Genomic DNA, 21,026 nt, shown 5'->3' with positions numbered 1-21,026 from the left:
GTCCGGGTCCGAGCGGCGACAATGCGCTCATGAATACGACAATTCCGCTCGCCTTGCTCCTTGCGACCACCGGCTGCGCGGGCAGCGAAGGGGTTTACGACGTGGCGGAGCAACGCGCGACCTGCACGGTTTATAACGCCGAACGGGCAGTCATGGGCGAGGCCGAGCTGTGCGCTGCACTGATGGAAGGGTTTGCGGAAGCGGGTGGCGATCCGCTAACGAGCGTCGCGGTGTCTGTTGCATCGCCAACGCAGATCGATGTGCTGGTAACGGATGCCTCCGGGGCGCAGCGGGACCTACTCTTTTTCGAGGTGATGGACACCGAAATGCGCGAAGCGATCGTGAAGGGCTTCGGCGCCGATCTTGCGCGTATCCTGGCCCGAGACGCAGCCTCCGGTGGCTGATCAGGCCCATTCGCCCAAACTCGTCGTCTTCGCTCGCCTGCCGGTGCCCGGCAAGGCGAAGACGCGGCTGATTCCGGCGCTCGGCGAGGAAGGCGCAGCACGGCTCTATGCCCGCTTGCTCAATCGCACGGTGGAGGAGGCGAAGGCCAGTGGCCTGCCGTTCCAGTTGCGAGTGACTGGCGGCGAATGCGCGGCATTCCGCGAACTTTACGGCGAGGATGTCGAAGTCGTCGAGCAAGGCCCCGGCGATCTCGGCGATCGCATGGCGCGGGTGGAAGGCCCTGCGCTCGTCATCGGGAGCGATTGTCCCGGCATGACCGTGCCTCTGATCCGCGCCGCTGCGGGCGCGCTGGACGATCGTTCGGTTGTCATCGGCCCGGCGACCGATGGCGGGTATTACCTGATCGGCTTTCGCGAGAAGCTACCGTGGCTGTTTGCGGACATGGAATGGAGCACGCCGTCCGTCTTTGCTGAATCGCTGGCGCGCCTCGCGGCTCGCGGGCTGGGGCCGGCGGTGCTGCCCGAACTTTCGGATATCGACACGCCCGAAGACCTTGCCAGCTGGCCGGAACTCCAGTGAGCACCAGCATTGTCGTTCCGGTGCTGGACGAGGAGGCGGCGCTTCCCGCACTGGTCGAGCGGCTTGCCAGACTCGACCCCCGGCCTGCCGAGATCGTGCTGGTGGACGGCGGCAGCAGCGATGCAACGGTCGAACTCGCGCAAACTGCCGGGTGGCGGGTGATCGTCGGCGAACGAGGCCGCGCGAGGCAGATCAATCTCGGTATCGCCGAAGCGTTCGGCGACACCGTCTGCGTCCTTCATGCCGACACGCTGCCGCCTGTCGACATGGTCGCGGTGATCGAGGACACGCTGGCCGACAAGCGCATCGCGCTCGCCAGCTTCACGCCGCTTATCAAGGGACCGCACAAGACCCGCTGGGTTACCACCGCGCATAACTGGATCAAGACCTGGTATGCGCCGCTCATCACACGGCCACACCTGTTTGTGTGCGGCGTACGCCTGCTGTTCGGCGATCACGCGATGTTCTTCCGGCGCGCGGATTTTCAACGCATCGGCGGCTGCACGCCGGGCGATGCGGTGATGGAGGAGGCCGACCTCTGCGTGAAATTCGCGCGGCTCGGGCGGATCAAACTGGTGCCGCGCTGGATCGAGACATCGGATCGCAGGATTGCGGCCTGGGGTCCGCTCAAGGCGAACTGGATCTACTTCAAGGTCGGCATGCTCTGGGCCTTCGGCCTGCGCCACCGGATGGAAAAGCACTACCCGGACGTGCGCTAGGCCTTCGGCAGGAAGCCCGCCTCGATGCAGTACTCGATGAGGCGATGGATGTAGGGTTTGCCGGTCGCCGGACAGGCCTCGCCGCCAAGCTGGCGAAAGGCGCTGTCATCGAAATGCGGGTCGCGCTGGAAGTAGCTGGCATAGAGGCCGGCAATCCAGTTGAAGAGCCGTCGCTCGATCGCCGGGAGGGTCGCTGGGTCGAATTTTTCGGGCGCGACCAGCGCGGGTTCATGGAATTGCGAGTAGGCGCCAATCGCGCCGGTAAAGCCGCCCACCGGCAGCGGTTGTCCCGACACGAGATGGAAGGTCCCGCCGCTGCTCGCGCCAGACGTCGCGGCGAGACTCGCGGCGATGGTCACGATGCCCTTCGCCAGATGATCGATGGGCACGAAATCCAGCGTGGCCCCCGGCTTCGCAGGCATGTGCTTAACCCGGCCCTCGGCGATCAGCTTGAAGGCGGCATAGGTCGTGTCGAACTGGCGGATCGCTCCGCTGTCATGCTCGCCGACCACGATCGACGGACGCGCAATCGCCCAGCGCAGATTGCTGGCGCGCACCAGTCGCTCACCCGCCGCCTTGCTCGCCTCGTAGCCATTGGCGAAGTCACCGTCGGGCAGGGGATCGTCCTCACGGATCATGCCGTCGCGCGCGCCGCAGACATAGGCGGTGGACACGTGGAGCACGGCCATATCCCCCGCCTCGGCAAGTTCCAGCATGTGCGCGACGCCGTCGACATTCACGGCGCGGTAGTCCGCCTCATCGAGATCGAAGCGCACCATCGCGGCGCAATGGATTACGAGGTCGTGCGCCTCAGCCACCTTCCCGAACAGCGTGTCGTCCCACCCGAAGCGCGACTGCGACACATCGCCCGTCAGCGTCCGCGCTGCTACTGCCGTCCCGTCATTCGCCCGCACATCGGGCGTGCGATGGACCAGCGCCGTGACACGATGCCCGGCATCTATCAGCCGCGCGCAGACCTCTCCGCCCAATAGTCCGGCGGCGCCTGTAACCAGAATGCTTGCGATGACGAATGCCTTCCCATGGACTGCCGGGAGATGCGAAAGAGTTCGCTTCCTAGGCGTATTGGGTTACGGGACAAGCGATGAAATTCACCCATGACGTTATCGTGATCGGCGGCGGTGCCGCGGGCCTCACCGCTGCCGGTGGCTGCGCGCTGTTCGGCCTCGATGTGGCGCTGATCGAAAGCCACAAGATGGGCGGCGAGTGTCTCAATAATGGCTGCGTTCCCTCCAAGGCGCTGATCTCTGCCGCCAAACGTGCGGCCGAAGCGCGCGAGCAAAAGCGGTTCGGGGTGACGCTGGCTGCTCCGCAGGTGGAGTGGTCCGGCGTTCACAAGCACATCCACGACGCTATCGCCGGGATCGAGCATCACGATTCGAAGGAAACCTTCGAGGACATGGGTTGCGAAGTATTTATCGACACCGCGCGGATCACCGGTAAGCAGACGGTCGAGGTCGGCGGGCGGACACTGAGAGCCCCGCGCATCGTCATCGCGACCGGCTCGGCCCCTTTCGTGCCGCCGATCGAGGGCATCGACACCGTACCTTATCTGACGAACGAAAACCTGTTCGACCTGATCGAACAGCCCGGTCATCTGATCATCATTGGCGGCGGCGTGATCGGCATGGAAATGGCGCAGAGTTTCCGCCGGCTCGGCAGCGAGGTCACGGTGATCGAACCGGGCGAGCCGATGGGCCGCGACGATCCGGAGTCGGTGGCCGTCGTGGTCGACGTCATGACAGCGGAGGGCGTGCGCTTCGTGAAAGGCTCGGCCGCGAAGGTAGAAGGCGGCGAGGGCAGCGTGACGGTCCATACCGACAGCTGCGAAACGGTCACCGGCACCCATCTACTGGTCGCCGTCGGTCGCACGGCGCGCGTTTCCGGCTTCGGTGCCGAGGAGATCGGCATCGCAACCGGCAAAAACGGTTTCAAGACCGACGAGCGCCGCCGCACTTCGGTGAAGGGCATCTACGCCATCGGCGATTGCCGCGAAGGGCCGCGGCTGACGCATGTTTCGGGTTACGAGGGCTCGAACGTGGCGCTGGAAATCGTCACCGGCTTGCCGACCAAGGTCGATTTCAGCGCGCTGCCGTGGTGCACCTATACCGAACCCGAAGTCGCGCAGATCGGCCTGACCGAGACGGAGGCACGCGACAAGCATGGCGATGCGGTGACCGTCGTGAAGCAACAGTTTTCGGAGAACGAGCGCGCCATCGCGGAAGGCTACACCAAGGGGCACATGAAGATGGTGCTCAAGGGCAAGAAGGTGCTCGGCGTCAGCATCGTCGGCAAGAATGCGGGCGAATTGCTGCTGCCGTTCACCCAGACGATCAGCGGCAAGAGCAGCACTTTCGCGCTCGGCAGTGCGATCATCAGCTATCCGACCCGTAGCGAGATTTCGAAGGCGGCGGCCTTCAGCGCATGGGAGCCGACCGTGTTCGGCAGCCTGCCGAAGAAATACGCCGGTTTCGTTGCCAAGATGCGGCGTACTTTCGCCTGATGGCCTCGCGCAGCAAGAGCCGCGCCGCGCCGGGCGGGCCGTCGCCTTTTGCCGTCGAGGCCGCGCCGCTGCCGCGCGAGAAATTCAGCGATCCGCAACTGACTGCCAAGGGCGAGGAGCGCGCCAGTGTCGCGCTGAGCGAACTCGACACGCTGTGGCTCAATACCGGGACGCTGTGCAATCTCGCCTGCGCGACCTGCTATATCGAGAGCAGCCCGACCAACGATGCGCTGGTCTATCTGAGCGCGGACCATACCTCGCGTTTTCTCGACGAGGCACAGACGATGGGCGCGCGGGAAATCGGGTTCACCGGCGGCGAGCCGTTCATGAACCCGGACATGCTCCCAATGCTGGAGGAGACGTTGGCACGCGGCTTCGAGGCGCTGGTGCTGACCAATGCGATGAAGCCGATGCGGCGGTACGAAGCGGCGCTGCTCGAGCTGCGCGAGCGTTTCGGGTCGAAGCTCACGCTGCGCGTCAGTCTCGATCATTACAGCCGGCAGGTGCACGAGGCCGAGCGCGGCGCGCGGACATGGGAACTTGCCATGGACGGCCTGCGCTGGCTGTCGGAGAACGAATTCTCGATCGCCGTCGCCGGTCGCCTGCTGCCCGGCGAAGGCGCAGTCGAGGCGCGCAACGCCTATGCCGTCCTGTTCGACGCCGAGAACATCGCGATCGACGCGCGCGACCCTGCGCGGCTGGTCCTGTTCCCGGAAATGGACGCGGACAAGGACATCGCCGAAATCACAACGGCTTGTTGGGACATCCTCGGCAAATCGCCCGCCGACATCATGTGCGCCACGAGCCGCATGGTCGTGCATCGCAAGGGCGAAGCTGCGCCTCGCGTGGTCGCCTGCACGCTTATACCGCATGATCCTGGCTTCGATCTCGGTGCGACGCTGGAGGAGGCAAGTCGCGACGTCCCGCTCAACCACCCCCACTGCGCGCGTTTCTGCGTATTGGGCGGAGCGAGCTGTTCGGCCTGATCTTTATCGGTTTTCGGAGCGAAACCCTAAGTCCGCGCATTAGGGAAGCATGTTCTTCGAAGAAACCTGGCTCGATATAGCCGCCCGCGCCGTAGTTCTCTCGTTGATCGGCATCGCCTGGGTCACGCTGGTGATCCGAATGATCGGCTTGCGATCGCTGTCGAAGATGACGAACTTCGATTTCGTCGTAACAGTCGCTTCGGGTTCGCTCCTCGCGGGCGCTGTTCAAGCGAGCGAGTGGCCGGCCTTCATCCAGACATTGGCCGCTCTGGCGGCGCTCTTCGGGCTGCAGTTCGTCATCGCGAAGTTGCGCCAGCAGTCGGAGAGCTTCGAGCAGGCGATCCAGAACGGGCCGATCTTCCTGATGTGGGAGGGCAAGTTCATCGATAATGCGCTCGAGATATCGCGCGTCGCTAAGGATGATATCATCGCCAAGCTGCGCGAAGCCAATGTGCTGGATATGGGACAAGTGAGAGCAGTCGTACTGGAGACGACCGGCGACATATCCGTGCTGCATGGCGACCATCTCGACGACGACCTTGTCGACGGGATCGATCGCCCCTGACGGTCTAGAAGCTGCGCTTGTCCAGTCGGCGGGCCAACGCGACGCCGCCGGTAATCAGGAACGGCACTAGCACGATGCTGAGGGTTACCTTGGCGATTACCTGCCCGATCAGCAGCGGCGTGATGTCGAACTCGCCATAGAAGGCGAGCGTCACGAAGATGACCGAATCGATCGCCTGGCTGAGCGCACTGGCGATCGCGCCGCGGACCATCAGCCCGATCGTATTATCCTCGCCCGAACCGCGCAGGCGCGAGAAGATCCAGACATTGAGCAGCAGCGAGACGATATAGGCGGCAGGCCCGGCCGCCATGATCCGCGGCGTCTGCGCCAGCACGGTGTTGAACGCATCGAGGTCCGCGCCGCGATAGTCGACCATGTCGGGGGAAGCGGGTAGCGACAGGACGAGGAAAATCAGTAGCGCGGACACCGCCAGCGGCAGGAAGCCCCACCACACCAGCTTGCGCGCGAGTTTCTCGCCATAAAGCTGGGCGATCGTGCTGGAGATCACGACCAGCCCGAGGAAGGCGAAGATGCCCGATTCCACTGCCAGCTGGGTCGGCCACAGCTGCACCTGCTTGAAGGCGAGGACGCCGGCGATCACCGTCAGCCCGCCGTAAAGCACGAGATAGACGAACAGGCCGAGCGGGATCGAGGCGGCGGCTACGCGTTCCTGATGGGCAGGCTGGTCGGTCATGCGGGGGAAAATCATCCTTGAAAATCGGGTGACAGCGAATGCTGGCTTGGAATGCGAAAATTGACTAAGCGGACCCGCCGCGCAAGGTAGCGGCCGATTTCATCCGCAATTCGTCGCATCGCGAGAGGGGTCCGCAGTGCAGCCCATCCTGATCAATATCGCCGGTATCCTCGCGATCCTGGCGATCGCTTTCCTCCTGTCGACCGGCAAGCGCCGGATCAAGCTGCGCGTCGTCGGCGCGGCCTTTGCCTTGCAGGCGCTCATGGCGCTGCTGGTGTTGCGCACGCCCTGGGGCGTCGAGGCGATCCAGGCGATGTCCAACGGCGTGATCGCGCTGCTCGACTATTCCAAGGCAGGAATCACCGCGATCTTCGGTCCGATGGAGGGGAACCCCTTCGCCAACACCTTCGTGATTGCGGCGCTGCCGGTGATAATCTTCTTCGCCGCGCTGGTCTCCATCCTCTACCACTGGGGCATCATGCAGCGGCTGGTGCGCTGGGTGGGCGGCGCGATCGGCTGGATCACCGGGATCAGCAAGGTCGAGGCGCTGGGCAGCGCAGCGAACATCTTCGTCGGCCAGTCGGAAAGCCCACTGGTGGTGCGGCCCTATCTTGCCGCGCTTACACCCAGCCGCCTGTTCACGCTGATGGCAGTCGGCATGGCCGGGGTCGCTGGCACGATCCTCGCCGCCTATGCCAGCTTTATCGGCGCGGAGGCTGTGCCGTTCCTGCTGGCAGCCGCCTTCATGTCGGCACCGGGCGGCATCCTGATGGCGAAGATCATCATGCCGGACGACGAGAGCGATCTCGCCCGCAATGCCGCGGAACTGGCCGAGGTCCAGCTGCCGACCACGCGTATCAGCGCCGAAGGGCCGGCTGCCCTGACCGAGAGCGGCAAGCCGCACGAAGTCGAAGTCGCCGAGACGTTCGAGGAAGGGCACAAGCCCGCCAATGTGATCGAAGCCGCCGCGCAAGGCACGCAGACCGGCGTGAAGCTCGCCGTGGCGGTGGGCGCGATGGTCATGGTCTTCGTCGCGCTGGTCGCGCTGGCCAACGGCATTCTCGGCGGGATCGGCGGTTGGTTCGGCTATCCGGATGTCAGTTTCCAGCAGTTGCTCGGCTTCATCTTTGCGCCGGTGATGTTCCTGATCGGCATCCCCTGGGAGCAGGCGGGGGCAGCGGGCGGACTGTTCGGCACGAAGATCGTCCTCAACGAATTCGTCGCCTTCATCGAACTCGGCGCAATGGATGCGACCGTGCTGTCGGACCGCAGCCGCGCGATTGCGACCTTCGCGCTGTGCGGCTTTGCCAATTTCAGCTCGATCGCGATCCAGATGGCGGTCACCGGCGGGCTTGCCCCCAACCAGCGGCCGGTCATCGCCAAGCTCGGCCTGCGCGCGCTGGCTGCCGGCAGCCTCGCCAATCTGATGAGCGCGGCGCTGGCGGGACTCTTCCTGCCGTATTAGAGAGCGCGTCATGAGCGAATCGAACACCGACATCGCGGTTGTGTCCCTGGCACAGCCGATCGAAAGCATTGCCGACGAGCTGGGCCGCAGCTTCGAGGAATACGGCTTTGCCGTCATCCGCGACCACGGCATCCCGCAGGAGCTGATCGACCGGGCCGAGGCCCTGTCGAAGGAATTCTTCGCGCTGCCCGATGATGTGAAGCGCGCCTACCACATCCCCGGCGGCGGCGGTGCCCGCGGCTATACGCCCTTCGGCACGGAAAAGGCCAAGGATGCCGAGGTCCACGACCTCAAGGAATTCTGGCACGTCGGTCGCGAACTGCCGGAGGGGCACGCGCTGGCGGAATATATGGCCGACAACGTCTGGCCCGACGAAGTCGGCGGCTTCCGTGATACCTTCACCGAGCTTTATACCGCTTTCGAGGAAGCGGGCGCGCGAGTGCTGCAAGGCATTGCCCTGCATCTCGGGCTGGACCGCGACTTTTTCGCGGCCACGGTAGAGGACGGCAATTCGGTGATGCGCCTGCTTCGCTATCCGCCGCTGGAGGGCGAGGAAGCGGAAGGCGCGATTCGCGCGGCGGCCCATGGCGATATCAACACGATCACGCTGCTGCTGGGCGCCGAAGAGGCCGGGCTGGAGCTGCTGACCGCACAGGGCGAGTGGAAAGCCGTCGCGCCGCCCGAAGGGGCGCTGGTCGTGAATATCGGCGACATGCTCGACCGGCTGACCAACGGCCGGCTACGCTCGACGACTCACCGGGTCGTCAACCCGCGTGGAGAAGCGGCCTATCGGGCGCGCTATTCGATGCCTTTCTTCCTGCATTTCCGGCCGGACTATGTGATTGAAACCCTGCCGCAATGCATTGATCCGGCGCGCCCGGACGATCACCCGGAAGCGATATCCAGCCACGACTACCTCATGCAGCGGTTGCGCGAGATCAACCTAGCCTGATCGATGCTGCACTGCGGCAAGGCAATAAAATTCACGCGGCGTTGCATTTGCGCAACACAGCGAAGTCTCTGATAAGGCATGCATTTTCTGTCGTTCGCAAGTGCAGCGTAACCGCGCGGCCACCACTGTCTTGACTCTGTCACAAAACCAACGCTTTGCGGCAATCAACCCGGACTAGCCGGGCTCCGCTTCTCTCGAGCACAGTTTTGATTTGGACACTTAAGGGGTCTCCTGACATGAAGTTCAAGTATCTCCTGGCTGCCTCCGTAGTCAGCACCGCCAGCGCAATGGTCGCCGCACCGGCGGCCGCACAGTCGACCGGTTCGGTCGAATTCGAAGACGATGTGATCGTCGTTTCCGGCGCCCGCAATCAGGACGTCGGTGGCATCGAAGTCCCCGATACGCCCAAGGCGAAGCAGGAGCTGAACGAAGAAATCATTCGTCGCCAGCGCCCCGGCCAGACGGTCAACGACATCGTCAACCTCGTCCCCGGCGTCAGCTTCCAGAACAACGACCCATGGGGTTCGTCCGGCGGTAGCTTCACCATTCGCGGCTTCAACGACAGCCGTATTTCGCAGACGCTGGACGGGCTGCCGTTGAACGATTCGGGCAACTACGCGCTTTACACGAACCAGCAGGTCGACCCGGAAGTTCTCGAATCGATCAACGTCAATCTCGGCGTTACCGATGTCGACAGCCCGACCGCTTCGGCCGTCGGCGGCACGATCAACATCCGTACGCGTGAACCCGCCGACGAATTCGGCGTGACCATGACGCTGACCGCTGGCGACACCTTCCCCGAAGGCGACAACATCGGTGTCGACCGCCTCTACGGTCGCGGCTTCGTGATGATCGACACCGGCGACATCACCGGCATGGGCACCAAGGCGTTCGCTTCGGCCAGCTACACGACCTACGCCAACCCCTTCAACAATTACGGCGAAGTGGAAAAGCAACAGTACAACGGCCGTATCTGGCAGGACATCGGCAGCAATGGCGATTTCGTTGCCGTTGCCGGTCACTATAACGAGAACCGCAACAACTTCTTCGGTTCGTTCTTCGTCACCGACATCATCGATGCGATTGAAGCGGGCGACGAGAGCTTCCGCTTCTACAACATCAATTACCCCTGCACCGTGGACAGCGTTCCGGGCGTGTTCGAAACGCCGGCGCAGGTTGCAGTCGATGGCTATGTCGATCCCGACGGTGTCAACGGTTGCGGTGCCGAGTTCGAGCGTCGTTATAACCCGTCTAACACCGGCAACATCCGCGGTTCGTCGCGCTTCACCCTGACCCCGGACCTGATCCTGACGATCGATCCGAGCTACCAGTATGTGAAGGCTAACGGCGGCGGTAACGAGGAACTGCTCGAAGGTACCCGCGAGTACAATGGCCAGCAGTACACCGGCTTCCTGCGCGGCGGCTACTACTTCGGCCGTGACCTCAACGGCGACGGCGACATGCTCGACGAGATCAGCGGTTTCGACCCGAGCCAGACCCGTACGCACCGTTTCGGCGTCATCTCGAACCTCGCGTACGAGATCAATGCCGACCACCGCGTTCGCCTGAGCTACACCTATGACGATGCGAACCACCGTCAGACCGGTCAGACCTCGATTGCTCGCATCGACGGTGAAATCGTCGACGTCTTCCCGGTCAACGATCCGGTCCTCACGGCAGACGGTTTCGAACTGAACAAGCGTAACCGCCAGTCCTATGCGACGCTGCATCAGGTGTCGGGCGAATATCGCGGTCGTTTCGGCAATTTGACGACCGTGCTCGGCCTGCGCGCACCGTTCTTCAAGCGCGAGCTGAACCAGCTCTGCTACACGACTAGTGCTTCGGGCTTCGTCGACTGCTTCGCAAACCAGGATGCCGCTGCTTACGAAGCAGCCAATCCGAATGCAGCACCGCCGATCTCGGTCACTTACAAGTACGACAAGCTGCTTCCGAACGTGGGCGCCGTGTACGAATTCGGCGATGCGTCGATCTTCGGGAACTATGCCAAGGGCCTCTCGGTCCCGGGCACGGACGAGCTGTACGACTCGCTCTTCTTCTCGAACAAGACCGACGATTTCCAGCCGGATTCCGAAACCACCGACAGCTTCGACCTCGGCTTCCGGTATCAGAACGGCCGTGTTCAGGCCCAGATCGCCGGCTGGTACACCAAGTACAGCAACCGCCGTGCCGTGGCTTACGATCCGATCCTCGACGAATCGATCGCACGTAACCTCGGCCAGGTCGACAAGTACGGTATCGATGGCTCGGTCGCGTTCCAGCCGACCAACAACACGCTGCTCTATGTGTTCGGTTCGATCAACGAATCGGAAATCAAGAACGACGTGCAGCTCGGCCTGGACGATGACGGCAACCCGATCTTCGCACCGACTGCCGGCAAGAACGAGAGCGGCACCCCGCTCTGGTCGGTCGGCGGCCGTGCGCAGGGCTCCTTCGGCCCGGTCGAACTCGGCGTACAGGTCAAGCACACCGGCAAGCGCTGGGTGAACGATGTGAACGATCTGTCGGTCGGCGGTTACACGCTGGTCGATCTCGACGCGCGCATCCGCCTCGGCGAATACTTCAACGGCCGCGATGCAGCGCTGCAGTTCAACGTCACCAACCTGTTCGACGAATTCTACGTCGGCGGCTTCGGTGGCGATCTGGACGGCGCCGGTTTCGCGCAGCTGTCGCCGCCGCGTGCAGCCAGCGTGTCGCTGATCCTCGGCTACTAAGCCTATAACGGAACCGGGGCACGCATCCCGGGCCGATATACACTGGGGGCGGTCTTCTTTCAGGAAGGCCGCCCTTTTTGTGTCTCGCGGAGTTTCAGGCCGCTTCGAGCAGTTCCTCGGCCAGCTTCAGGCGCACATCAACGTCTACGCTCGAGCGAAGCGCCCGTTCGAGCGCCGCCGCGCGCGAGCCGAGTTCTTCTTCGCCGAACATGCCCGCCGTCCCGGCAAGCTTGTGGACAACGCGTGCCAGGTCTTCGATCCCGGCGCCCTCCATCGCTTGCGCGCGAACCGCAGCTCCGACCGCTTCGATCGCTTCGCTGCGGCGTTGCTTCCAGCGTTCGTCGATGTCTGAGGATTTCGGTGGCAGGGTCGCGGCGCCCGGATCGGGACGCCGGATGCGGGTCTTCTCGTTCTCATTGTCCGCCACGATATGCATGGGAAGCCAGCGGGCGAGCGCGGCGGCGAGATCCTCGAACACCAGTGGCTTGGCCAAATGGGCCTGCATGCCGGCTATTTGCGCTGCGAGCACGTCTTCGGGATCGGCGTTCGCGGTCAGCGCAACGATCGGCAGGCACTCTGCTTCGATGCCGTAAGAACGAATGGCGCGCGCTGCCGCATAACCGTCGCAGCCGGGCATCTGGATGTCCATCAGTACCAGGTCGAACGGAGGCCGCCGACCGAAATTTGACGTCACCGCTTCGATCGCGGCCACGCCGTCATGCGCATGGGTTACCTCCTGTCCGAGATCCTCGAGCATGGCGGTCACGAGCATGCGGTTCACGTCGTGATCCTCGGCCAGCAGGATGCGACCCTTGGACGGCATGGCAATATCGGTCGCTCGGCGACCATGACCTTGCTGGCGGGCAGGTACGGTTTCCACCTCGACGAGCGGAATGCGCAAGGTGAAGCGCGATCCGATGCCGGGCATGGAATCCACGCTCAACGACCCGCCAAGCAATTCCGCCAGCTGGCGCGAAACGCCGAGGCCCAGGCCGGTCCCGCCGAAGCGCCGCGTGGTCGATCCTTCCGCCTGGACGAAGGGATCGAAAATCATCGCGAGGCGGCTTTCATCGATGCCGATGCCGCTGTCCTCGACCGAGATTGCCAGTTGCGTCTGCTCCCGAGCGACTGCCACCTCGATGCCTCCGCTCTCGGTAAACTTCACGGCATTGCCGATGAGGTTGAGCATTATCTGGCGCAGGCGAAACGGGTCGCTGGAAACCGACTGTGGTATGCCGACAACCGGCGCGATGCTGAGAGACACGCCTTTGCGTTCCGCCTGGGCGCGGTGCAACTCGACGCAATCCGCCGATAGCTGCACGACATCCACCGGCTCGCTGGTTATCTTGAGCTGGCCGGATTCGATTTTCGACAGATCGAGAATATCGTTGAGCAGCATCATCATGGACCGGCCGGATCGTTCGATCAGTTCCGCATAGCGGGCCGATTCCTCATCGAGGTCGCGGCGCTGCAACAGCTCGGCGAAACCCAGCACGCCGTTCATGGGTGTGCGGATTTCGTGGCTCATATTGGCAAGGAACTGCGCTTTGGCGCGCGCCGCGTTCTCCGCATGCGATCGTGCACGCTTGAGCTGGCGCTCGAGCAGCACGCGGTGCGTTACGTCGCGGGCGGAAACCACGATGCCCTCCTGTTCACCTGTTTCGGCATTACGCGCAACGGCACAGTCGGCCTCGATGTGAACCGCCTCGCCATCCTCGCCGTCGAGATATCGGCGGTAGGTGAAGCGTTCCTTCTCGGCCTCGCCGGAATTGAGCCGGTGTTCGACCGCAGCAATCTCGTCCGCGGCTTCGGCGTGGACCCGCTCGCTGACGCGCTTCCCGATAAACTCTTCTGGCGGAAGACCCAGGACTGCCATCACCGAAGGTGACGCATAGGAAATTACGCCTTCGCCATCGACCCGCAGGATGGCGTCGGTTACATTCTCGGCCAACAGGGCAAGCTCGGCTTTCTGCGCAGCGAGTTCGGCAGCGAACCTTTGGCGCGTAGCAAGCACTGCGGAGACCGGCAGACCCAGCAGGATGGCGGAAGCAAGGAAAACCTCGAGGACCAGGAAACGGATGGTCTCCGGATAGGTCAACAGGTTGATCGGACCATGGCCCAGCTCGGTGCAGACCAAGGCGATCACCGCCACCTTGATCGTCGAAAAGGCAGTCCCGAGGCTGCCGAGCCGGAAGGCATGGATGACCACGACCGGCGGGACGAGGAACAGCAGCGGATAGGTCGTCTGGACGAAGACCATGATCGTGAGGGCGGTCCCCGCGAGGGACAGGCCGACCCATTCGGCAAGCTCTCGCCTTCGCAGCTTTCTGCGTGTCCGCAAGGCATCGATCGCAATCATGATGCTGGGCGCAAGGATCAGCATGCTCAGGGCATCGGACGTCACCCACTTGCCGTAGACCGCCAGCAGAGTCGCCGGCTGCGCCCCGAAAGCGAGGACCGCGATCAGCCCGCTGGCGGCCGGGGCGAATACGCCGGAGGCAATCGCAAAGCGGCGCAGATCGTCGATATCGTCCATGATCGGCTGTCGAGCGCACCAGCGCCGCGTCAACCAAACCGCGATTGCTATTTCGGCACCGTTGGCGCTGGCGAGTAGGAGGGCTTGCGCAATCGGGTCCCCGGAGGCGATGTTCGCCGCGACATTGCCAACGAAAATCGCGCCAATCAGGGACCTGAATTGCTCGAAACGAAAACGCAGGAGAATTGCGACGGCAACCGCATTGGGTAGCCAGATTGCTGCGATCCGCCCCTCGTTACGGGCGAAGTCGATGCTGACATAGGCCAAGGCGAAAAACCCCAGCGCGGCTCCGATATGGATCGCCACCATGCGCCTAAGTCCGGGAGATCCTGCCTCGGATAGCGGGGGAGTGGCGAGCGTCTGGTCCATGCTGTCCTCGTGCAGCGATCGATGATCCTGCCCCCGCGTCCGGCGGAACACGGGGGGCGAGTGGGTCGTTCCAAACCCCATGGCAAACGAAGCGACGCGCTACGCAGGGATCAGAAGAAAGCCCAATCCCTGGGTTATCCTCGCCATCGTGCTGATTCATTTGGGCATCTTCTACGTGCTCATACGTAGTCTGGCGCCGAATGCGGTCGCGACCGTGGAGGAAAGCGTCGTCTCCGCATTTACTGTCACCGTCACGGCGCCGCCCGAGTCAGAGCCGGAGGTGCAGCAGCCGGAGCCGGAAGGCGAGCAGGGCGACCCCGGGCGCGATGCGGTGGCGAAACCGGTGACCGCGCCCACGCCGAAACGTCCGCTGCGCGAGGACCGGCCCGCCCCGCGTGCAGCCTCGACCGGCACTGCGGACACCTCCGGCGCGACCGACGCAGGCGACGGCACCGGCGCCGCAGGGTCGGGGCTCGGCACCGGCAGCGGCAATGGCGGGACCGGTCGTGGCGGAGGCGCGGTGACGAAGCCGGAGATCATCTCTGGCGCGCTCAATTCGGCGCGCGATTTCCCCATTCCGCCCGGTGGGCGCGAGGCGCGCATCGGCACCTCGGTAATCGTGAAGGTGACGGTGTTGCCGAGCGGCCGGGCGACGAATTGCTCGGTTTACCGCTCAAGTCCGTTTCCCGACACCGATGCCGCGGTCTGCCGCCTGGTGGTCGAACAGCTGCGTTTCCGCCCGGCGACCGATGCCGACGGCGAACCGGTGGCCGCGCCGTTCTATTACCAGCAGCGGTTCTTCAATTAACTTTCCGCCGATCAGGCAGCAGGTTCATACTCCGAGAGGATGCGGGAGAGCTCTTCGCGGCCGTAAGGCTTGGTCAGCACACCGTGCGCGCCTAGTTCTTCCAGCCGGTCCTGCATTTCGCCGTAACCGCTGGCCAACCAGAACGGTATGCCCAGCTTTACAAGCTCCTGAGCAACCCGTTCGCTCGATTCCTGGCCCAAATTGAAGTCCAGAATCGCAAGTTCGGGAGCGTTCTTGCGAATGGTTTCGAGCGCGCCGGTGACATTGCTCTCGACATCGACCGTCGGCACGCCGAGATCGCGGAGACAGTCCTCGGTATCCAGCGCGATCAGCATGCTGTCTTCGACCAGCAAGATCCTCTCCGGAAGGTGGCCCAGTCCGTCGTCCTGCGGTTTCACGGCGCTGGTCGGGCTCGGCGTGTCCCCGCGCGATGCCCATTCGACGAAGCGCTCCGGCACGCAGAAACGCGCCCTTACGCCTTCCAGCTTGTATTCGATGCTCGCCTCGCCGCCGAGTTCGTAGGGCAGTGAGCGTTCGATGATCGTGCTGCCGAAACCGCGACGCTTGGGCGGTTTGACTGGCGGACCGCCGCTTTCGTGCCACAGGATTTCCAGATCGCCGGTATCCCCCCGCCGGACATCGATTTTCAGTTGACCGGTCGAATCGCTGAGCGATCCGTATTTCGCCGAATTCGTAATCATTTCGTGGATGACGAGGGCGAGAACGGTATAGGCTTCCGGGGTCACCATGGCTTCCGGCCCGCTTACCTCCAGCCGGTCGCATTTGCCGGCAAGATAGGCTTGGGCTTCGGAATCGATCAGCTCCGAAAGCGGGGCTGAACTCCAGTTCCCTTTGGTGATATTGTCGTGCGCCATCGCGAGCGAACCGATGCGCCCTCCGACGATTTCCGCGAAATTGTCGACGTCTTTCGCATCGCCCTTCGACTGGTTGATCAGGCCGCGAATGAGGTTGAGGATGTTGCGGACCCGGTGGTTCAGCTCGGCGATCAGGAGTTCCTGCTTCTCCTGAGCCCTGCCCCGCTCCTGCATCGCCTCGTCGGTGACGCGCAGGATGATCTCGAGCAGCGTGACGCGCAGGCCCTCGGCGATCTGTTTCTCGGATGCCGTCCACGGGGAAGACCTACCCTCGACCGTTTCCTGCCAGGCCTCGAAGCTCTTGCGCGGCGTCAGTCGCGCGCCGTTTGGCCCGTACTCGACCGGCTTTTCCGGATTACCGGCCCAAGTCACGACCTGGCTCAGCGGCTTGCGCCAAAGAACGAGATAGTCGCGCGGAGTGCGCGACACCGGGATAGCCATCGCGCCGACTGCGCGGTCGGCAAAACGCTCGGCCTTCGGGATGCGTTCGGCGATCGCGTCGGTGGTAAAGACGCGGCTGGTTGCCGCCGCGTTGAGCGAACCGACGATGGCACGGAACTCTTCCTCGTTCGGTGCCGAGCCGCGGGCATTGTAGACATCGTCGATGAAGACGCTGGCCCCGTCGTGCTCGACGATGCGCTGGATCAGCGGATCGATCGTCGGCAGGCTTTCGGAGAGCGACTGGCCAGCGGCGATGTCGCGCATCAGGCGGTCGTGCACCTTGCGACCTTCTTCGCGAACCGCTTCTTCCTGGCTGGCGATCACGCGCTCGAGCGTCAGGGAGAATAGCTCGGAAAACAGTTCCGCGCCGGTGCGCTGCGAATAGGGAAGCAGCTTGGCGCTGTAATGATGGCAGGCGAACAGGCCCCACAGCTTGCCGCCGATGATGATCGAGATCGACAGCGAGGCGCCGACGCCCATGTTTTTCAGATATTCGATATGGATCGGCGAGACGGCGCGCAGCGTGCTCATGCTGAGGTCGAGCGGTTCGCCGTCGAGCGAGATGCCGGGCTCGATCGGGACGGGCTCTGAATGCACATCGCTGATGATGCGGAAGCGATTGCGCACGTAAAGCTCGCGCGCCTGTGCGGGAATATCGGACTTCGGATAGCGCAGGCCGTGGAAGCCTTCCAGATCCTCGCGCTTGGCCTCGGCGACGACTTCGCCCGACAGGTCGTCATGGAATTTATAGACCATGACCCGGTCGATATCGAGGCTGTGGCGCAACTGCCGCGCCGCTTCGCCGACAAGCGCCGACACGTCCGTGAACTTGTCGAATCGACCCAGTACCGGGCGCAGCGCAGCCAATTGGCGGTCGAGTTCGCCTTCCAAGTACGGCTCGATTTCCAGAACGGTGTAATTGCCCGTGGAGTGGATGGCGCAGTCGAACTTCTCGCCATTGCCGAACAAATCGAACCCGAACATCCGTTCGACCTGATCGGAATGGGAGACTTGCGAGGCAAGGCTGCGAAGGCGCTGCATTGCATTGGGCGGCACGATGTCCGTGAGTGCCATGCCCAATTCTATAGGCTTCTCGGAGCCGGTAATCTCGCCGAAATTTGCCGAATAATGCGACACGAACCAGTCGGCATTTAAAGCGACGAGCGCGCCGAAGGGCTGGATCGCACCCAGCTGGTGGATCGGCTCGCGATCGCAATTCGTCAGGTCGACATCGTAATTGGCGGCTTTCATGCGGCGGCCCTTTCGGTGGCTGAGCGCTGAACCGCAAGGAAAATGTCGAACACCCGGCGCGCACCGCGGATGGCGTGTTCATGCGTAGCTTCGTCCATGGGGACTTCTATGCGCGGGCGTAGCTCCGCCCAATAATGCGGCATGGCTTCGTCACCGAGAAAGCGATCCGCGCCGCGCAGCCCCGCCTTGCGGCGTCGGTGCAGCAAAGCCCGATTACCGAGCGAGGACCCGGCGAGCGTCCATGCGACGCCCCACGCCTCACGTGGGTCTTCCGCCTCGAACGTCGGCACATGGTCGATCGGCCGAGCGCCAAGCTCTCTAAGGTCTTCCCGGATCAGCGCAGTCTGGTTTGGCGGCAGGGGGGCGGTTGCATGCACTGACAGCCAGCTTTCGACCGGAGAGCGCACGGCATGTTGGATTTGCAGGAATTGGCCATAGTGCGGGCCCTCGGCCAGAGGAGACAACTCCCGGTCGAGCGCGTCGTGCTGGACGCGGGTAGCTGCATTCAGATCGGTGCGGAGCGTGGTTCGCTCGGTCATGAAACGGGTGAGTCCTCCCCCAAGTTCGGACTTTTCCCTCCGCGATGGCCTAACCCGCCTGCGATGCGGGATGGGGGACGATGCCGATCTCAAACAACCGCGCAGGGCAGCTTCTGTTCCGGGAAATGGGCAGTTTCCGGCGGGCGGTCAGTCGCCGCTCTTGTCGGCCAGCATGCGCTGGCCCTGGCTGGCAATCGCCTTGGCGACCATGGGCTCTACGAAGGAGAGCGCCGGGGGCAGGTTTACCTCGAACACGACCTGGTTTTCCTCGATCAACACCTTGCCGTCCACGCGCTGGCCCATGGTCGAAACCGACAGGTTCATACAGTCCTCGTCCGGCCAGCTCGTCTCCACCTCGGCCATGCCGCCTGGGACGAAGTCGCGGATTTTGTGCGAGCGCGATTTCAGGCGGTTGCGGACGGTGTCCTTGGGCAGGTCGTGGGCGATGGGAACGCGCATCAGCTCTTGTCCTCCAGTTGCGGGCTGGTCTCGGTGCCCGCGCCGAACTTGTAATCGAGATAGCGATGTTTGATCGCCAGATCGTCGAGCGAACCTTCGGCCAGTTGGCGGGTGATCGAATCGATCTCGCCGCTAATTTTGCCAAGGCTCTCGGTCAGTTGCTCGTCGGGCGTTATCCCCGCGCGCTTTTCGGTGCGAAGGTGCGCCGGGATCTTGCGATAGCTCTCGATCATTTCCGGCAGCTGCTCGCCCACCAGGCTGCGGACTTCGCGCGCCTTGGGATGGTTCTGGTCGACGCCTTCGAGCTGGAGGCCGAGCGCATCGAGCTGGACGCCCATGTCGTTGACGATGGTCGCAGCCGGCGGGGGGAGGGCAGGGCGCTGGGCTTCCAGCCACAGTTCTGTCCGGCCGACCATCTGCTGGACATTGCCCTTGTTGATATCGGCCCGCTTGGGCGTTTTCACCTTGGGGAAATTGGAGAACAGCGCGATGGCAATCGCCGTCGCGACGACGACGGCCATGACGCCCCAGAAACCGATCCCGCTCAGGAAAGCGCCGGCGATGCCCGCGCCCACCCAGATCGCGAAGACGGCGAGCACGATGTTGCGCACGCGCAGCCACAGGTTCTTCTGTTTCAGCTTGGCCGACCCTTCGCCGATCGACGGCGCGCGGCGATGCCGGCCGCCCGCGCGATTGTCGTCGCGCAGGATGCGGCCCTGTTCGATCAGGCGCTCGCTATCGCGGGTTAGGTCGTTCACGTGTCAGGCCTCAGTTCTCGATGCTCAGCAGGCCGCTGTCGGCCACCTGCTGCTGAGCCTGGGCCTGGCCTTCGGCGCGGGCGATGTAGCCTTTCGACTTCTCGACCTCCTGCCCCAGCAGGGTGACAGTCTGCTTCATGGAATCCAGCGCGCGAATCTTGAACTCGTCCACTTCGTCCATCGTGTCGTAGATGTTTTGGAAGGCGCGCTGCAGCGTTTCCAGCGGGATGGTGCTGGCGGCGGCCTGCTCGTGGATCTTGCCGGTCTGGTCGCGCAGCATGGTGCTGGTGCTGTCGATAATTCCGGCGGTCGTGTCGTTGAGCGCGGTGATCTGGCCGAGCACGAGGCGCTGGTTGGTCATCGCCTCCGCCACCGTCACCGCCGTGCGCAGCGCGCCGACCGTGGTGGTGCTGGCGCGGTCGACACCCTTCACCAGCTCGACATTGTTCTTCTTGACGAGGTCGAGCGCGAGATAGCCCTGCACACTCACCGCCATTTGCGTCAGCAAATCCTGCGTACGCTGGCGGACATAGAACAGTGCGGTCTCGCGCACCGCCTTGGCCTTGGCCGGATCGGTCGCGTCGAGTTCGGCGGCTTTCTCCTCCAGCTTGGCGTCGAGCGTGTTGGAGATGTGGATCATCTGTTCCAGATTGCCCATCGCCTCCCACAGCTTCTGGCGCTCCACATCGATCGCGGCATTGTCCATGATCAGCTCGTCCTTGCCGCTGGCGAGGTTCGAGAGGATCGACTGGATGTGCGTCTGCGCGCTCTGGTAGCTGCGGAAGTAATTGGTCAGCTTGTTGCCGAACGGGATGATGCCGAGGATCTTGCGCGTGCCCGACAGCTTGCCGCGCTTGCCCGGATCGAGATCCTCCACCACGCGGCGCAGCTCGGCGAGGTTCGCGCCGACGCCCTCGTCCTTGTCCATCGCGCGCACGGGGCGGTCGAGGAAGCGGTTCGACATGCCGGCGGCCGCCATGATCTCCTTGCGGCCCATGTTGGTAAGCTGGTCCACCTTCTTACCGAATTCGGGCGAATTGGCGTCGGCGGAGATCAGGTCCTGGACGAAACCGTCGACCTTGGTTTCCAGCTTGCTCTTGGTCTCTTCGGATACGGGAACGAGGCCGGCTGCCTTTTCGGGCGCGACCTGCGGCACCGGATCGGGCGGCGTCAGGTCGAATTCGGTCGCAGTGGCAGTCGCGGTTTGCGTCTTGCTGTCGCTCATGGTCGCGCGGGTCTCCCGGTTACAGGCGCTGATATCTCTCCACCTGTATTAGGATCGTAAGACACGATCTTCAAGGCGGCATCGCAATCCTGCGCGCAGCGTCGCGCGTTCGGCAAGCATTTTCGGCGGCGGTCGTCCCGTGCAGGG

Annotated in this window: 18 protein-coding genes; 10 read left to right on the top strand and 8 right to left on the bottom strand. The window is 63.5% G+C overall.

Features of this window, described 5'->3' with window-relative positions; translation table 11 throughout:
• The first annotated feature begins 29 nt into the window (after positions 1–29).
• Genes P8R33_RS04565 through P8R33_RS04555 form a run of 3 tightly spaced genes read left to right on the top strand, consistent with a single transcriptional unit; the run spans position 30 to position 1,703 of the window.
• Complete coding sequence (locus tag P8R33_RS04565; protein ID WP_278327789.1) at positions 30–404, top strand: hypothetical protein; 375 nt, start codon at positions 30–32, stop codon at positions 402–404.
• Positions 397–984, top strand: coding sequence for a TIGR04282 family arsenosugar biosynthesis glycosyltransferase (locus P8R33_RS04560; RefSeq protein WP_278327788.1), 588 nt, complete (start codon positions 397–399; stop codon positions 982–984). Before P8R33_RS04565 ends, P8R33_RS04560 begins: the two co-directional genes overlap by 8 nt.
• A complete protein-coding gene (locus P8R33_RS04555; protein WP_278327787.1) occupies positions 981–1,703 on the top strand; it encodes a glycosyltransferase in 723 nt (240 codons plus the stop codon). The genes P8R33_RS04560 and P8R33_RS04555 overlap by 4 nt, the downstream gene beginning before the upstream one ends.
• Here the strand turns inward: P8R33_RS04555 and P8R33_RS04550 are convergent.
• Positions 1,700–2,716, bottom strand: coding sequence for an SDR family oxidoreductase (locus P8R33_RS04550; RefSeq protein WP_278327940.1), 1,017 nt, complete (start codon positions 2,714–2,716; stop codon positions 1,700–1,702). The genes P8R33_RS04555 and P8R33_RS04550 overlap by 4 nt on opposite strands.
• Positions 2,717–2,805: 89 nt before the next feature.
• On the opposite strand from P8R33_RS04550, the gene P8R33_RS04545 reads away from it, so the two are divergent.
• Genes P8R33_RS04545 through P8R33_RS04535 form a run of 3 tightly spaced genes read left to right on the top strand, consistent with a single transcriptional unit; the run spans position 2,806 to position 5,775 of the window.
• Entirely contained in the window at positions 2,806–4,224 is a 1,419-nt protein-coding gene (locus P8R33_RS04545) for a dihydrolipoyl dehydrogenase family protein (protein ID WP_278327786.1), read from the top strand.
• Complete coding sequence (locus tag P8R33_RS04540; RefSeq protein ID WP_278327785.1) at positions 4,224–5,210, top strand: radical SAM protein; 987 nt, start codon at positions 4,224–4,226, stop codon at positions 5,208–5,210. The genes P8R33_RS04545 and P8R33_RS04540 overlap by 1 nt, the downstream gene beginning before the upstream one ends.
• Positions 5,211–5,259: 49 nt before the next feature.
• Positions 5,260–5,775, top strand: coding sequence for a DUF421 domain-containing protein (locus tag P8R33_RS04535; RefSeq protein ID WP_278327784.1), 516 nt, complete (start codon positions 5,260–5,262; stop codon positions 5,773–5,775).
• A 4-nt stretch (positions 5,776–5,779) separates the two neighbouring features.
• On the opposite strand, the gene P8R33_RS04530 is transcribed toward P8R33_RS04535, so the two are convergent.
• Positions 5,780–6,469, bottom strand: coding sequence for a queuosine precursor transporter (locus P8R33_RS04530; protein ID WP_278327783.1), 690 nt, complete (start codon positions 6,467–6,469; stop codon positions 5,780–5,782).
• Positions 6,470–6,605: 136 nt separating this feature from the next.
• Between P8R33_RS04530 and P8R33_RS04525 the strand changes: the two genes are divergently transcribed.
• The 3 genes from P8R33_RS04525 to P8R33_RS04515 all read left to right on the top strand — a co-directional run bounded on the left by P8R33_RS04525 (position 6,606) and on the right by P8R33_RS04515 (position 11,618).
• A complete protein-coding gene (locus tag P8R33_RS04525; RefSeq protein WP_278327782.1) occupies positions 6,606–7,934 on the top strand; it encodes a NupC/NupG family nucleoside CNT transporter in 1,329 nt (442 codons plus the stop codon).
• A 10-nt stretch (positions 7,935–7,944) separates the two neighbouring features.
• Positions 7,945–8,886, top strand: coding sequence for an isopenicillin N synthase family dioxygenase (locus P8R33_RS04520; RefSeq protein WP_278327781.1), 942 nt, complete (start codon positions 7,945–7,947; stop codon positions 8,884–8,886).
• Between the two features lie 236 nt (positions 8,887–9,122).
• Entirely contained in the window at positions 9,123–11,618 is a 2,496-nt protein-coding gene (locus P8R33_RS04515; RefSeq protein ID WP_278327780.1) for a TonB-dependent receptor, read from the top strand.
• A gap of 94 nt (positions 11,619–11,712) precedes the next feature.
• Here P8R33_RS04515 and P8R33_RS04510 read toward each other — a convergent pair whose 3' ends face one another.
• Positions 11,713–14,574: an ATP-binding protein gene (locus tag P8R33_RS04510; protein WP_278327779.1), complete on the bottom strand. Its 2,862-nt coding sequence runs from the start codon at positions 14,572–14,574 to the stop codon at positions 11,713–11,715.
• 28 nt (positions 14,575–14,602) lie between these two features.
• Between P8R33_RS04510 and P8R33_RS04505 the strand changes: the two genes are divergently transcribed.
• On the top strand, positions 14,603–15,331 hold the full coding sequence (locus P8R33_RS04505; RefSeq protein WP_278327778.1) for a TonB family protein: 729 nt from the start codon (positions 14,603–14,605) through the stop codon (positions 15,329–15,331).
• 11 nt (positions 15,332–15,342) lie between these two features.
• Here P8R33_RS04505 and P8R33_RS04500 read toward each other — a convergent pair whose 3' ends face one another.
• The 5 genes from P8R33_RS04500 to P8R33_RS04480 form a co-directional block, all read right to left on the bottom strand.
• Entirely contained in the window at positions 15,343–17,898 is a 2,556-nt protein-coding gene (locus P8R33_RS04500; protein ID WP_278327777.1) for an HWE histidine kinase domain-containing protein, read from the bottom strand.
• Positions 17,895–18,437 (bottom strand): biliverdin-producing heme oxygenase, encoded by a 543-nt coding sequence (locus P8R33_RS04495; RefSeq protein WP_278327776.1) that lies wholly within the window; start codon positions 18,435–18,437, stop codon positions 17,895–17,897. The genes P8R33_RS04500 and P8R33_RS04495 overlap by 4 nt, the downstream gene beginning before the upstream one ends.
• Before the next feature lie 147 nt (positions 18,438–18,584).
• Positions 18,585–18,896 (bottom strand): polyhydroxyalkanoic acid system family protein, encoded by a 312-nt coding sequence (locus P8R33_RS04490; RefSeq protein WP_278327775.1) that lies wholly within the window; start codon positions 18,894–18,896, stop codon positions 18,585–18,587.
• Complete coding sequence (locus P8R33_RS04485; RefSeq protein WP_278327774.1) at positions 18,896–19,654, bottom strand: hypothetical protein; 759 nt, start codon at positions 19,652–19,654, stop codon at positions 18,896–18,898. Before P8R33_RS04485 ends, P8R33_RS04490 begins: the two co-directional genes overlap by 1 nt.
• Positions 19,655–19,664: 10 nt before the next feature.
• Positions 19,665–20,879 (bottom strand): toxic anion resistance protein, encoded by a 1,215-nt coding sequence (locus tag P8R33_RS04480; protein WP_278327773.1) that lies wholly within the window; start codon positions 20,877–20,879, stop codon positions 19,665–19,667.
• Between the last annotated feature and the right edge of the window lie 147 nt (positions 20,880–21,026).

This window comes from Qipengyuania flavescens (assembly GCF_029688735.1).
Classification (GTDB): domain Bacteria; phylum Pseudomonadota; class Alphaproteobacteria; order Sphingomonadales; family Sphingomonadaceae; genus Qipengyuania.
The sequence above is the reverse complement of the archived record's forward strand: the minus strand, read 5'-3'. Positions and strand labels throughout refer to the sequence as shown.

What these genes read in the sequence shown, in the direction of transcription:
- P8R33_RS04565 (WP_278327789.1), top strand. Translation starts at nt 30, where the DNA reads ATGAATACGACAATTCCGCTCGCCTTGCTCCTTGCGACCACCGGCTGC.
- P8R33_RS04545 (WP_278327786.1), top strand. Translation starts at nt 2,806, where the DNA reads ATGAAATTCACCCATGACGTTATCGTGATCGGCGGCGGTGCCGCGGGC.
- P8R33_RS04540 (WP_278327785.1), top strand. Translation starts at nt 4,224, where the DNA reads ATGGCCTCGCGCAGCAAGAGCCGCGCCGCGCCGGGCGGGCCGTCGCCT.
- P8R33_RS04535 (WP_278327784.1), top strand. Translation starts at nt 5,260, where the DNA reads ATGTTCTTCGAAGAAACCTGGCTCGATATAGCCGCCCGCGCCGTAGTT.
- P8R33_RS04530 (WP_278327783.1), bottom strand. Translation starts at nt 6,469, where the DNA reads ATGACCGACCAGCCTGCCCATCAGGAACGCGTAGCCGCCGCCTCGATC.
- P8R33_RS04520 (WP_278327781.1), top strand. Translation starts at nt 7,945, where the DNA reads ATGAGCGAATCGAACACCGACATCGCGGTTGTGTCCCTGGCACAGCCG.
- P8R33_RS04515 (WP_278327780.1), top strand. Translation starts at nt 9,123, where the DNA reads ATGAAGTTCAAGTATCTCCTGGCTGCCTCCGTAGTCAGCACCGCCAGC.
- P8R33_RS04505 (WP_278327778.1), top strand. Translation starts at nt 14,603, where the DNA reads ATGGCAAACGAAGCGACGCGCTACGCAGGGATCAGAAGAAAGCCCAAT.
- P8R33_RS04500 (WP_278327777.1), bottom strand. Translation starts at nt 17,898, where the DNA reads ATGAAAGCCGCCAATTACGATGTCGACCTGACGAATTGCGATCGCGAG.
- P8R33_RS04495 (WP_278327776.1), bottom strand. Translation starts at nt 18,437, where the DNA reads ATGACCGAGCGAACCACGCTCCGCACCGATCTGAATGCAGCTACCCGC.
- P8R33_RS04490 (WP_278327775.1), bottom strand. Translation starts at nt 18,896, where the DNA reads ATGCGCGTTCCCATCGCCCACGACCTGCCCAAGGACACCGTCCGCAAC.
- P8R33_RS04480 (WP_278327773.1), bottom strand. Translation starts at nt 20,879, where the DNA reads ATGAGCGACAGCAAGACGCAAACCGCGACTGCCACTGCGACCGAATTC.